An 11,428-nucleotide genomic window follows, 5' to 3' on the forward strand; every position below is an offset into this window, starting at 1 on the left:
CGTCTGTTCACCCCGGGATCGCCGCGAGCGCGCCCGGCCGGTGCGGCACGATGGGGGCATGAGCGCACGCGTACGGGCACCGGAACTGCGGGGTCGGGCCTGGCTGAACACCGGCGGCAAGGCGGTCACGCTGGCCGACCTGCGAGGCAAGATCGTTCTGCTCGACTTCTGGACGTTCTGCTGTATCAACTGCCTGCACGTGCTCGACGAGCTGCGCCCGCTCGAAGACAAGTACGGCGACGTCCTGGTCGTGATCGGCGTGCACTCGCCGAAGTTCGAGCACGAGAAGGACCCGGCGGCGCTGGCCGCGGCCGTCGAGCGGTACGGCGTGCACCATCCGGTGCTCGACGACGCCGAGATGGACATGTGGCAGCAGTACACGGCCAAGGCGTGGCCGACCCTCGCCGTGGTCGACCCCGAGGGGTACGTGGTCGCCACCATGGCCGGCGAGGGGCACGCCGAAGGGCTCGCCCGGCTGATCGACGAGCTGATCGCCACCCACGAGGCGAAGGGCACGCTGCACCGCGGTGAGGGCCCGTACGTGCCGCCGGCCGAGCCGGACACCGTCCTGCGGTTCCCCGGCAAGGCCGTCCCGCTCGACGGCGGAAACCTGCTGGTCAGCGACTCGGCCCGGCACTCTCTGGTCGAGCTGGCCGCCGACGGCGAGACGGTGGTCCGCCGCATCGGCGCCGGTTCCCGGGGCCGGACGGACGGCCCGGCCTCCGCCGCCACGTTCGCCGAGCCGCAGGGACTCTGCCTCCTGCCGCCGCACGTGGCCGAGGTGGCCGGCTACGACGTGGTGGTCGCGGACACGGTGAACCACCTGCTGCGCGGCGTACAGCTGTCCTCCGGCGAGGTGGTCACGGTGGCCGGCACCGGGCGGCAGTGGCGCTCGACGGTCGACGACCACGCGCACGACGCCCGCGCGGTCGACCTCTCCTCTCCCTGGGACGTGGCCTGGTACGAGGACCGGGTGATCGTGGCGATGGCCGGTATCCACCAGCTCTGGTGGTTCGACCCGATCAAGCGGACCACCGGCATGTACGCCGGGACCACTGTTGAGGCGCTGCGCGACGGCCCGCTGCCGGACGTGTGGATGGCCCAGCCGTCCGGGTTGTCCGTGTCGGCCGACGGCACCCGGCTCTGGGTCGCCGACAGCGAGACCAGCGCGATCCGGTGGGTCTCCGACGGCGTGATGCACACCGCCGTCGGTCAGGGCCTGTTCGACTTCGGGCACGTCGACGGCCCGGCCGGCCAGGCGTTGCTCCAGCACCCGCTGGGCGTGTGCGCGCTGCCCGACGGCTCGGTGCTGATCGCCGACACGTACAACGGTGCGGTGCGCCGCTTCGACCCGGAGACCGGCCAGGTCGGCACCGTGGCGGACGGGCTGGCCGAGCCGAGCGACCTGGTGCTCACCGGTGAGGGCGACGTCCTGGTGGTCGAGTCGGCCGCGCACCGGCTGACCCGGCTGGCGCCGGGCGCGCTGACGTCGGCCGGGGCGGGCACGGTGGACGGCCCGCGGCACCGGCTGGAACGCAAGCCGACCGACGTGGCGGCCGGTGAGCTGACGCTCGACGTGATCTTCACGCCGGCGCCGGGGCAGAAGCTCGACGAGACGTACGGGCCGTCGACCCGGCTGGTGGTCTCGGCGTCCCCGCCGGAGCTGCTGGTCGAGGGCGCGGGCACGACCACCGACCTGTCCCGCAAGCTGGTGGTCAGCGGCGACGTCGCGCAGGGGGTGCTCCAGGTGACCGCTCAGGCGGCGACCTGCGACGCCGACGTCGAGCACGCGGCCTGCCACCTGACCCGGCAGGACTGGGGCGTGCCGGTCCGGGTGGTCACCGGCGGCGCGACCCGCGTGCCGCTGGTCCTACGCGGCCTGGACGAGTCCTGACCGTCCCGTTCAGGCGAACGGGGTGGGGGTGACCCCGGCGTCGATGAGCGCGGCGCGGACCAGCTCCGCGCAGCGCACCGCGCCGGGGGTGTCCCCGTGCAGGCAGATCGACTCGACCGGGGCGGGGATGACCGTCCCGTCCACGGCGACCAGCGTGCGCTCGACGGCCATCCGGACCGCCCGGACGGCCACCTGCTCCGGGTCGGTCACCAGCGCGTCCGGCGAGCTGCGCGGCACCAGCGTGCCGTTGGGGAGGTAGTTGCGGTCGGCGAAGCCCTCGGCCACCACCCGCAGGCCGGCGCCGGCCGCGAGCTGGGCCAGCACGGTGCCGGGCTGGCAGAGCACCGGCAGCTCGTGGTCGTACCCGCTGATCGCCGCCACCAGCGCGGCGGCCTGCGATTCGTCCCGGGCCGCCGCGTGGTAGAGCGCGCCGTGCGGTTTGAGGTAGCGGACCCGGGTGCGGTACAGGCGGCAGAAGGCGTCGAGCGCCCCGAGCTGGTAGATCGTCTCGTCGCGCAGCTCGGCGAAGTCGTACGCGATGTGCCGCCGGCCGAAGCCGGCGAGGTCGCGGTAGCCGACCTGCGCGCCCACCGCGACGCCGCGTTCGGCGGCGCCGGCGCAGACCCGGTGCATGGTGGCCGCGTCACCGGCGTGGAAGCCGCAGGCGACGTTCGCGGAGCTGATCAGGTCGAGCAGCGCGTGGTCGTCGCCCAGCCGCCAGCTTCCGAATCCCTCGCCCAGGTCAGCGTTGAGGTCCATGGAACGTCACCGTAGTGCCTGGCCGGGCCTGGGCGAGCGGGGTCACGTCGTCCACCACCCCGATGACCGGGTACCCGCCGGTGGTGGGGTGGTCGGCCAGGAAGACGAGCGGCCGGCCGTCCGGCGGCACCTGCACCGCGCCGAGCACCAGACCCTCGCTGGGCAGCTCGCCGGCGACCGTGCGGGTCAGGGCCGCGCCGGCCAGCCGCGCGCCGACCCGGTTGCTGTCCGGGCTCACCGTGTACGCGCCGCGGCACAGCAGGCCCAGCGCATCGGGGGTGAACCAGTCCTGCCGAGGGCCGGGGCGCACGGTGAGCCGCAGCTCGACCGGGAGCGGCAGGGTGACGGCGAGGTCGACGGGTGCGGGTGGACCGGCCGGGGTGCCGAGGGGCAGCCGGTCCCCGTCGCGCAGCGGCGGCGGACCGAGGCCGGAGAGCGTGTCGGTGGCGCGGCTGCCGAGCACCGGCTCGACCGCGATCCCGCCGCTGACCGCCAGCCAGGTACGCACCCCGGCGCGGGCGGGGCCGACGCGCAGCACCGCCCCGGCGGGCAACGCGAGCGGCCGTCCCACGTCCCCCGGGCGCCGCTGTGCGGTCCCGGCCCGCCACTCGACGACCACGTCGGCCGGGGCCCCGGCGAGGGCCACAGCCACCGCCCGGGTGAAGCGCAGCGCGCAGCCGGTCATGGTGATCTCCAGCCCGGCGGCGTGCTCGTCGTTGCCGACGAGCCGGTTGGCCAGGCGCAGGGCGGCCGGGTCGAGCGCGCCGGAGCGGGGTACGCCGAGGTGCGCCCACCCGGGCCGGCCCTGGTCCTGGACGGTGGTGAGCGCACCGGCCCGCAGCACCTCGATCACGACGCGTCGGCCAGCCGGACGCGGGTGCCGGGGGTGAGCCGGGCGGGCGGATCGGCGTGCACGTCGAACAGCGGCAGGTCGGTGCGGCCGACGAGCAGCCAGCCGCCCGGTGACGCGGCGGGGTAGATGCCCGCGTACGGGCCGGCGAGCGCGACCGAGCCGGCCGGCACCCGGGTACGCGGCGTGGCGAGCCGGGGCACGGCCAGCTCGGGCGGCAGCCCGGTCAGGTACGCGAACCCGGGCGCAAACCCGCAGAACGCGACCCGGAACTCGGTACGCCGCAGCCGGTCGACGACTGCGGGCACATCGACGTGCCAGTGGTCCGCGACATGCGGAAGATCCTCCCCGTCGTACACGACAGGCACCCGGACCTCGGCGGTGGTCGCGCCGGAGGTGGCGGCCCGGGGGCGCCAGCCGGCGATCCGGGCGGCGGCCGCCTCCGGGTCCGGTACGCCGTCGAGCAGCACGGTGACCGCGCCGGGGACGATCTCGGTGGCGGTCAGCTCGCCCGCCTCGCGCCGGTGCCACAGCTCGGCTCGCCACGCCTGCACCTGCTCCGCGTGGTCGCAGTCGAGGAGCAGGGCGTGCGCCCCGACCGGCCGGATCAGCATCCGGTCATCCTCCCGCCGGGTGACGTGACGGTCCACACTACTTGCAAGTAACCTACGCCGTCGTAACCTATTGAGGTGACGACCTCCGCACCGTTCCGGCTCCGGCCGGCCGACATCGGGAAGCCGCGCATGCGCGGCTGGCTGCACGCGTACGCGTTCTTCGCCGCTCTCGTCTGCGGCATCGTGCTGTGTTCGATCGCCGCCGGCCGTCCCGGCTGGGCGCCGCTGGTGAGCTGCCTGATCTACAGCTTCACCGTGTGCGGACTGTTCGGCACCAGCGCGCTCTACCACCGGCGGGTCTGGTCCGAACGCGGCTACCAGATCATGCGCCGGATGGACCACTCGATGATCTTCGTGTTCATCGCCGGCACCTACACACCGTTCTGCGCGCTGCTGCTGGACACCCGGCAGGCCACGATCATGCTGAGCCTGGTCTGGGGCGGCGCGATCGCGGGCGTGGCGGTGAAGCTGATCTGGCCGCACGCGCCGCGCTGGGTCTCCGCGCCGCTCTACCTGGCGCTCGGCTGGGTCGCGGTGGCCATGCTGCCGCAGATCCTTCATGCCGGTGGCGTCACCGCGCTGGTGCTGCTGAGCGTGGGCGGCGCGATCTACAGCGTGGGCGCGGTGTTCTACGCGCTGCGCCGGCCGAACCCGTGGCCCACCGTCTTCGGGCACCACGAGTTCTTCCACGCCTGCACGCTCGTCGCGGCGATCTGCCACCACATCGCGATCTACTTCGCGTTGTTCGCCTGAGCCGAGCCGCGCCCGGCCGCGCCCGCACCGGCCTCGGGCCGTATCGCGCCGCGCCGGGCTCCGGACATGCGCGAGGGCCCCGCGCCGTTGCGGGGCCCTCGGGTTCGTGGGGTCAGGCCGGGTAGCCCGAGCCCGGGCGGCGCACCTCGCGGTACTCCTCGCGCACGACGCGGTCGTCACGCACCGGCACCACCGGCTCGGCGACCACCTGCTCGCGTACCGGGGCGGCCACGACCCGGCGGCGGCTGTTCCAGAAGTAGAGCGTGGTGAGCAGGCCGGCGACGCCGGCGAGCATGAGCACCCAGCCCACCACGTTGAGGTTCAGCCATCCCAGGTTGGCGTCGACGGCGAACGCGAAGATCGCGCCGAGCGCGATGAGGAAGATACTGGCACCGATGCCCATGACGTCGCCTCCTTGGCGTCCTGCTGGCGTTTCCTGCCCGCCGCGGCCATGGATGAGGTAGCGGCACACATCGACATACCCAGGCGCTTTGATCGTCAATCAGGCAAGCTGGGCGGTATGACGGACGGCAGGAACGGGCAGCGGACGCTGGTGCTGCTGCGGCACGCCAAGGCCGAGCAGTCCGCGGACGGTCCGGACGCGGAGCGGTCGCTCACCGCGCGGGGTCACGCCGACGCCGCGGCGGCCGGCGCCTGGCTGGCCCGGCAGGGGCTGCTTCCCGACGTGGTGCTCTGCTCGCCGGCCCGTCGTACCCGGCAGACCTGGCACGACGTGGCGATGGGCATGACCGGCTCGCCCCCGGAGGGCGGCCCGGCCGGTCCGGTCCCGGCGGTGCGGTACGAGGCGACCGCGTACGACGCGCACCCGGACCAGCTGCTGGAGCTGGTCCGGACGGTCGAGCCGGCCGCCGGCACGGTGCTGCTCGTGGCGCACAACCCGGGTGTCTCGCTGCTCTCGGCGTTGCTCGACCCGCAGCGGGCCGACCCGGACGGGCTGCGTACCACCGATCTCGTGGTGCACCGGCCGACGACCCGGTGGGCCGAGCTGGCCCCGGGCCGAGCGCTGCTCACCGCGCGCCACACCGCCCGCGCCTGACCGGTACGACTCAGACTCGGCTGTCGTAGACCGCCCGGTTGGTGAGCACGTCGTCCATGTGTGCCTCCGCCCAGGTCTTCAGGCCCCGGATCATCTCGTGCAGGGAGAACCCGAGGTCGGTCAGCTCGTAGGTGACCGTGACCGGCACCGTCGGCTCCACGGTGCGGGTGATCATTCCGTCGCGTTCCAGGGCCCGCAACGTCTGGGTGAGCATCTTCTGGCTGACCCCGGGAAGCGTGCGGAACAACTCGGAGTATCGCCTCGGGCGCGGCTCGCCGGCGCAGTCCGCTCCGAACCGGTGCGAGCCGTCGCTGCGCAACGCGGCCAGCACCAGCGTGACCCACTTGTCGGTGATCCGGTCGAGCAGTTGCCGGCTGGGGCACTGGGCCAGGAACGCGTCGTACTCCGCCTTGCTCATCTGTGCTCCTGCCGCCTCGGTGAGCTACGCACTTTCAGGTGCCTACTTCCCCCCGGAAAGTTACACCCCGATAGTGGAGACCGGGCGCCGCGATCCGGCGGCGCCCGTGACGGACGACGAGAGCCAAGAGGTACACGCATGGCCACCACCACCCTTCCCGGCGGCACCTGGACGCTGGGCGACCTGACCGTCACCCGGTTCGGCTACGGCGCGATGCAGCTCGCCGGCCCCTGGGTGATGGGACCGCCGGCCGACCACGACGGCGCCCTGGCGGTGCTGCGCGAGGCGGTCGCGCTCGGCATCAACCACATCGACACCAGCGCGGCGTACGGGCCGTTCGTCACCAACCGGCTGATCCGGGAGGCACTGCACCCGTACCCGGATTCGCTGCACGTCGTCACCAAGGTCGGTGCGGACCGGGACGAGCAGGGCGGCTGGCCCACCGCACGGGATCCGGAGAGCCTGCGCCGGCAGGTCCGGGAGAACCTGGAGACGCTCGGCGTGGACGCGCTCGGCCTGGTCAACCTGCGACTGGGCGACGCCGCCGGGCCTCAGCCCGGTTCGCTCGCCGAGGCGCTGGAAACGCTCGCCACGCTTCAGCAGGAGGGCCTGATCCGCCACCTGGGCCTGAGCAACGTGACGCCCGAACAGGTGGCCGAGGCACGGTCGATCGCGCCGATCGTCTGCGTGCAGAACCTCTACAACCTGGCCCACCGCCAGGACGACGACCTGATCGACGAGCTGGCCCGGCAGGGCGTCGCCTATGTCCCGTTCTTCCCGCTCGGCGGGTTCACCCCGTTGCAGTCCTCGGCGTTGTCGGCGGTGGCCGAACGCCTGGGGGCGACGCCGATGGGCGTCGCCCTGGCCTGGCTGCTGCGGCGCTCGCCGAACATCCTGCTGATCCCCGGCACCAAATCCGTCGCGCACCTGCGCGAGAACGTCGCGGGCGCCGGCCTGACCCTCTCCGACGGGGACGTCGCCGAGCTGGACCGGATCGGCCGCTGAGACGCGGCGTCAGGACGGCGGGGCCGTCGGCGGCGGCGGGTCGGGCGGCGGCGGCATCATCGCGGTCGGATGCGAGAGCCGGTTCTCCTCCACGATGAGCGTGCGGGCCCGCTTGCGGCGGTCCTGCCAGAACCACAACGTGGTCAGCAGGACGCCCAGCCCGGCCAGGATGAACACCCAGCCGACCGCGCGCAGGTCGATCCACCAGACGTTGGCCCGGATGGCGAAGGTCATGATCGCGCCGAGCGCGATGAGAAAGATGGCGCTACCAATGCCCATGTGCGCTGCACTCCCCCGTGCGATGGCCTTGGGCGTACTCCGGTCGTGGTCCGCGACGGTTACCCGCCACCGGGCCGCCTATCCACCCCGGCACGCGCACGACGACGGCCGGCGGGCTGGTGCCCGCCGGCCGTCGTCATGAGGGGGAGAGTGACGTTCTAGGGGTGAAAGCCCCCGGAAGGGCTCAGAAGACCTCCTCCGGGAGGTCCATGATCTCCAGGTCGGTGCCCTCGATGATCCGGCGGTCGGCGCCGATGCGGGGCAGCACCTCGCGGGCGAAGAACCGGGCCGCGGCGACCTTGCCGGCGTAGAAGGACTTGTCGGCCGCGGAGACCTCGCCGGCCAGCGCCTTCAGCGCCACGTCCGCCTGCTTCTGGAGCAGCCAGCCGACCACCAGGTCGCCGATCGCCAGCAGGAACCGGCGGCTGCTCAGGCCGACCTTGTAGAGCGCGCGGGTGTCGCCGCCCTGGGCCTCGCCCAGCCAGCCGGTCATCACGCCGAGGATGTTCTGGATCTCGGCGAGCGCCTTGCCGAGCGCCTGACGCTCCTCCTTGAGCTGGCCGTTGCCGGCCTCGGAGGCGATGTGCTCCTGGATCTCGGCGGCGACCGCCATCAGGGCCTTGCCGTTGTCCCGGACGATCTTCCGGAAGATCAGGTCGAGACTCTGGATCGCGGTCGTGCCCTCGTACAGGGTGTCGATCTTGGCGTCCCGGACGTACTGCTCCAGCGGGTAGTCCTGGAGGAAGCCGGAACCGCCGTAGGTCTGCAGCGCCTCGTGACCGAGCAGCTCGTACGCCCGCTCCGAACCGACGCCCTTGACCAGCGGCAGGAGCAGGTCGTTGACCCGCTTCGCCAGCTTGGTGGCCTTCTCGTCACCGGCCGCCTCGGCGATCGTGACCTTGTCCTGCCAGGTCGCGGTGTAGCAGACCAGCGCGCGCAGGCCCTCGGCGTACGACTTCTGCAGCAGCAGCGAGCGGCGCACGTCCGGGTGGTTGGTGATGGTCACCCGCGGGGCGGTCTTGTCGGCCATCTGGGTGAGGTCGGCGCCCTGCACCCGGTTCTTGGCGTACTCCAGCGCGTTGAGGTAGCCGGTGGAGAGCGTGGCGATCGCCTTCGTGCCGACGAGCATCCGAGCGTACTCGATGATCATGAACATCTGCCGGATGCCGTCGTGCTTCTCGCCCAGCAGCCAGCCCTTGGCCGGTACGCCGTGCTCGCCGAAGGTCACCTCGCAGGTGTTCGAGACCTTCAGGCCCATCTTGTGCTCGACGTTCGTCGCGTAGACGCCGTTGCGCTCGCCCAGCTCGCCGGTCTCGGCGTCGAAGTGGTACTTCGGCACGACGAACAGCGACAGGCCCTTGGTGCCCGGGCCGCCGACGCCCTCGACGCCGACCGGACGGGCCAGCACGTAGTGGACGATGTTGTCGCTCAGGTCGTGCTCACCGGAGGTGATGAAGCGCTTCACGCCCTCGATGTGCCACGAGCCGTCCGGCTGCTGGACCGCGCGGGTACGGCCGGCGCCCACGTCGGAGCCGGCGTCCGGCTCGGTGAGGACCATGGTCGAGCCCCACTGCTTGTCGATGAAGAGCCGGGCCCACTTCTTCTGCTCCTCGGTGCCCTCGACGTGCAGCACGTGGGCGAAGGACGGGCCGGAGGCGTACATCCAGATCGGGGCGTTGGCGCCGAGCACCAGCTCGGCGAGCGACCACCAGAGGGCGCGCGGGGCGTTGGTGCCGCCCAGGGACTCCGGCAGGTCCAGGCGCCAGAACTCGGAGTCCATGAACGCCTTGTACGACTTCTTGAACGACTCCGGTAGCGGCGCGGTGAACGTCGCCGGGTCGAAGACCGGCGGATTGCGGTCGCTGTCCGAGTAGCTGGCGGCCAGGTCCTCGCGGGCGAGGCGGTCGACCTCGCCGAGGAAGCTGCGGGCGGTGTCGACGTCCAGGTCCGTGAACGGCGCCTGGCCGAGCGTCCGGTCCGCCCCGAATACCTCGAACAGGTTGAACTCGAGGTCCCGCACATTGCTCTTGTAGTGGGTCATGCTCGCTGGCCCCGCTTCCGGACAGGTGTTACCGATCAGTAACTCCAGACTGTATTACTCGCCGGTAGGCAACGACAAGCGGATCTCGGAAGTGACAGCGATTACACACTTCCCGTTCATCCGTCGGCGGCGCCGACCTCCCAGCTCGGGACCGGCGAGGCGGTGGTGCTGCGCGCGCCGACGTACTCCATCAGGACCAGCGCGATGTCGTCGTCGAGCCGGCCGTGCACCCACTCGACCAGGGCGGTCTCCAACGAGGCCAGCCCGTCGGCGACGGTGCCGTGGCCGAGCAGCCGCCAGGCACGGTCGGCGGTGGGGAAGAACTCGCCGTCCCGGCGCGCCTCGCCCAGCCCGTCGGTGAACAGCAGCAGCCGGTCGCCCGGCTCCAGCCGCTCCACCCGGGGCCGGACGACGGGCATGAAGCCCAGCGGCGGCGCGGGCGCGGGCGGCTCCAGCGGGATCACCGCGCCCCGGCGCAGCAGCAACGGCGGCGGGTGCCCGCAGTTGACGATGGTGAGCGTGCCGCCCCGCTCCTCGACCAGGGCCGCCGTGACGAAGTCCTCGTCACCGACGTTGCGGGCCACCGCGCGGTCCAGGTCGGTCACCACCGCGCGCAGGTCGGCCCGCTCGTACGCGACGTGCCGGTAGGAGCCGAGGACGATGCTGGCCAGGCGGACCGCGTCCAGCCCCTTGCCCCGCACGTCGCCGATGATCATGCGGACGCCGTACGGGGTGTCCATCACCTCGTACAGGTCGCCGCCGATCTCGGCCGTCGCGGTGGACGAGATGTACCGCGCTGCCACCGCGAGCGTCCCGACCTGCGGTCCGAGTGGTCGCAGCACCGCCTGCTGGGCGACCGAGGCGAGCCGGGACAGCTCCGTGATCCGGTCCGCCTGGCGCTGGCGTATCGCCGCCGTGGCGGCCGCGATCGCGGTGGCCGCCCCGACAGCCGTCACGTTGACCACTGTCACCAGCGGGCTACCCCGTTCGGCGACGGCGAAGCCGACACCGATGGCGGTGGCCAGGCCGCCGACCACGAGCACCACCCGCCAGGACGCCAGCGCCGCCGCGAGGAACGGCGCGACGACCATCAGCGCGAGGTAGTGCGCCGGTCGGCCGTCCGCCAGCTCCACGGCGACCACGATCGCGAGCAGCGCGAGGGCCGCGCCGAGGCCGGCGCGGGATCCGGGGCTCAGCGGGCCTCGGCCCGGCTGGAAGGGTTGCGTGCGTACATCGGACAGCATGCCTGATGGACGTGAACGGGAGAATGAACCTGGCCCGTCGGTCGTGGAAGTTCTGCCCGAGTGGCCGGTCAGCCGAGCACCTCGTACCGGACGTTCACGTGGCCGAGACCGGTGGCGGCGATGGTCGCGAACGCGGCGCGGGACAGGTCCAGGCACCGGCCCTCGATGAACGGGCCACGGTCGTTGATCCGCACCACCACGGACTTGCCGTTGTCGGGGTTGGTGACCCGGACCTTGGTGTTGAACGGCAGCGTCTTGTGCGCCGCGGTGAGCGCGTTCGGGTTGAACGTCTCGCCGTTCGCCGTCATCTGGCCCTCGGCGTAGAAGGAGGCGCCGCAGGAGCCGCTGTCCACGACCTTCGGGCTGCTCGTCTTCTTCGCCGTCGGGGACGGGGAGGCGGTCCGCGCCTTGCTCCGGGAGGCGGCCTGGGTGCGGCTCGCCTTCGGGCTCGGAGTGGCCTTCGGCGACGGGCTGAGGCTCGCGCTCGGCGAGGCCGACGCGCTCGGCGAGGGGG

Annotated in this window: 13 protein-coding genes; 4 read left to right on the plus strand and 9 right to left on the minus strand. The window is 72.6% G+C overall.

Annotation, left to right across the window (positions count from 1 at the left end; genetic code table 11):
• The first annotated feature begins 58 nt into the window (after nt 1-58).
• Nucleotides 59-1,894, plus strand: a complete 1,836-nt coding sequence (locus tag F8279_RS15600; protein ID WP_151500331.1) for an NHL domain-containing thioredoxin family protein — start codon at nt 59-61, stop codon at nt 1,892-1,894.
• A gap of 9 nt (nt 1,895-1,903) precedes the next feature.
• Here F8279_RS15600 and F8279_RS15605 read toward each other — a convergent pair whose 3' ends face one another.
• From F8279_RS15605 to F8279_RS15615, 3 genes are read right to left on the minus strand one after another with little or no spacing between them, the layout of a single operon-like run.
• On the minus strand, nt 1,904-2,653 hold the full coding sequence (locus tag F8279_RS15605) for a LamB/YcsF family protein (protein ID WP_018785536.1): 750 nt from the start codon (nt 2,651-2,653) through the stop codon (nt 1,904-1,906).
• On the minus strand, nt 2,637-3,506 hold the full coding sequence (locus tag F8279_RS15610) for a biotin-dependent carboxyltransferase family protein (protein WP_151500332.1): 870 nt from the start codon (nt 3,504-3,506) through the stop codon (nt 2,637-2,639). Before F8279_RS15610 ends, F8279_RS15605 begins: the two co-directional genes overlap by 17 nt.
• Entirely contained in the window at nt 3,503-4,117 is a 615-nt protein-coding gene (locus F8279_RS15615) for an allophanate hydrolase subunit 1 (RefSeq protein WP_091416011.1), read from the minus strand. The genes F8279_RS15610 and F8279_RS15615 overlap by 4 nt, the downstream gene beginning before the upstream one ends.
• Before the next feature lie 75 nt (nt 4,118-4,192).
• Between F8279_RS15615 and F8279_RS15620 the strand changes: the two genes are divergently transcribed.
• Nucleotides 4,193-4,870 carry a hemolysin III family protein gene (locus tag F8279_RS15620; RefSeq protein ID WP_091413751.1) on the plus strand — a complete coding sequence of 226 codons (678 nt, stop codon included), beginning with the start codon at nt 4,193-4,195 and terminating at the stop codon, nt 4,868-4,870.
• A 112-nt stretch (nt 4,871-4,982) separates the two neighbouring features.
• Here the strand turns inward: F8279_RS15620 and F8279_RS15625 are convergent, their stop codons facing one another.
• The gene (locus F8279_RS15625) at nt 4,983-5,273 is read right to left on the minus strand and encodes a DUF6458 family protein (RefSeq protein WP_091413749.1); all 291 of its coding nucleotides are present in this window, start codon (nt 5,271-5,273) and stop codon (nt 4,983-4,985) included.
• Nucleotides 5,274-5,390: 117 nt separating this feature from the next.
• Between F8279_RS15625 and F8279_RS15630 the strand changes: the two genes are divergently transcribed.
• A complete protein-coding gene (locus F8279_RS15630; protein ID WP_151500333.1) occupies nt 5,391-5,927 on the plus strand; it encodes a histidine phosphatase family protein in 537 nt (178 codons plus the stop codon).
• 10 nt (nt 5,928-5,937) lie between these two features.
• Here the strand turns inward: F8279_RS15630 and F8279_RS15635 are convergent, their stop codons facing one another.
• Nucleotides 5,938-6,345, minus strand: a complete 408-nt coding sequence (locus F8279_RS15635) for a helix-turn-helix domain-containing protein (RefSeq protein ID WP_151500334.1) — start codon at nt 6,343-6,345, stop codon at nt 5,938-5,940.
• 138 nt (nt 6,346-6,483) lie between these two features.
• On the opposite strand from F8279_RS15635, the gene F8279_RS15640 reads away from it, so the two are divergent.
• Nucleotides 6,484-7,350: an aldo/keto reductase family oxidoreductase gene (locus tag F8279_RS15640; RefSeq protein WP_151500335.1), complete on the plus strand. Its 867-nt coding sequence runs from the start codon at nt 6,484-6,486 to the stop codon at nt 7,348-7,350.
• Nucleotides 7,351-7,359: 9 nt separating this feature from the next.
• Here F8279_RS15640 and F8279_RS15645 read toward each other — a convergent pair whose 3' ends face one another.
• The 4 genes from F8279_RS15645 to F8279_RS15660 form a co-directional block, all read right to left on the minus strand.
• Entirely contained in the window at nt 7,360-7,629 is a 270-nt protein-coding gene (locus tag F8279_RS15645; protein ID WP_013283345.1) for a DUF6458 family protein, read from the minus strand.
• A 184-nt stretch (nt 7,630-7,813) separates the two neighbouring features.
• Complete coding sequence (locus F8279_RS15650; RefSeq protein WP_151500336.1) at nt 7,814-9,670, minus strand: acyl-CoA dehydrogenase; 1,857 nt, start codon at nt 9,668-9,670, stop codon at nt 7,814-7,816.
• 116 nt (nt 9,671-9,786) lie between these two features.
• Complete coding sequence (locus F8279_RS15655; protein WP_151500337.1) at nt 9,787-10,914, minus strand: PP2C family protein-serine/threonine phosphatase; 1,128 nt, start codon at nt 10,912-10,914, stop codon at nt 9,787-9,789.
• Between the two features lie 68 nt (nt 10,915-10,982).
• On the minus strand, nt 10,983-11,428 hold a 446-nt coding region (locus tag F8279_RS15660), incomplete at its 5' end, for a septal ring lytic transglycosylase RlpA family protein (RefSeq protein WP_151500338.1).

It is taken from the genome of Micromonospora sp. AMSO1212t (genome assembly GCF_008868145.1).
GTDB classification, from domain to species: Bacteria; Actinomycetota; Actinomycetes; order Mycobacteriales; family Micromonosporaceae; genus Micromonospora; species Micromonospora tulbaghiae.

Coding starts and splice junctions, on each gene's coding strand:
- F8279_RS15600 (WP_151500331.1), top strand. CDS start 59: ATGAGCGCACGCGTACGGGCACCGGAACTGCGGGGTCGGGCCTGGCTG.
- F8279_RS15605 (WP_018785536.1), bottom strand. CDS start 2,653: ATGGACCTCAACGCTGACCTGGGCGAGGGATTCGGAAGCTGGCGGCTG.
- F8279_RS15615 (WP_091416011.1), bottom strand. CDS start 4,117: ATGCTGATCCGGCCGGTCGGGGCGCACGCCCTGCTCCTCGACTGCGAC.
- F8279_RS15625 (WP_091413749.1), bottom strand. CDS start 5,273: ATGGGCATCGGTGCCAGTATCTTCCTCATCGCGCTCGGCGCGATCTTC.
- F8279_RS15630 (WP_151500333.1), top strand. CDS start 5,391: ATGACGGACGGCAGGAACGGGCAGCGGACGCTGGTGCTGCTGCGGCAC.
- F8279_RS15635 (WP_151500334.1), bottom strand. CDS start 6,345: ATGAGCAAGGCGGAGTACGACGCGTTCCTGGCCCAGTGCCCCAGCCGG.
- F8279_RS15640 (WP_151500335.1), top strand. CDS start 6,484: ATGGCCACCACCACCCTTCCCGGCGGCACCTGGACGCTGGGCGACCTG.
- F8279_RS15645 (WP_013283345.1), bottom strand. CDS start 7,629: ATGGGCATTGGTAGCGCCATCTTTCTCATCGCGCTCGGCGCGATCATG.
- F8279_RS15650 (WP_151500336.1), bottom strand. CDS start 9,670: ATGACCCACTACAAGAGCAATGTGCGGGACCTCGAGTTCAACCTGTTC.
- F8279_RS15655 (WP_151500337.1), bottom strand. CDS start 10,914: ATGCTGTCCGATGTACGCACGCAACCCTTCCAGCCGGGCCGAGGCCCG.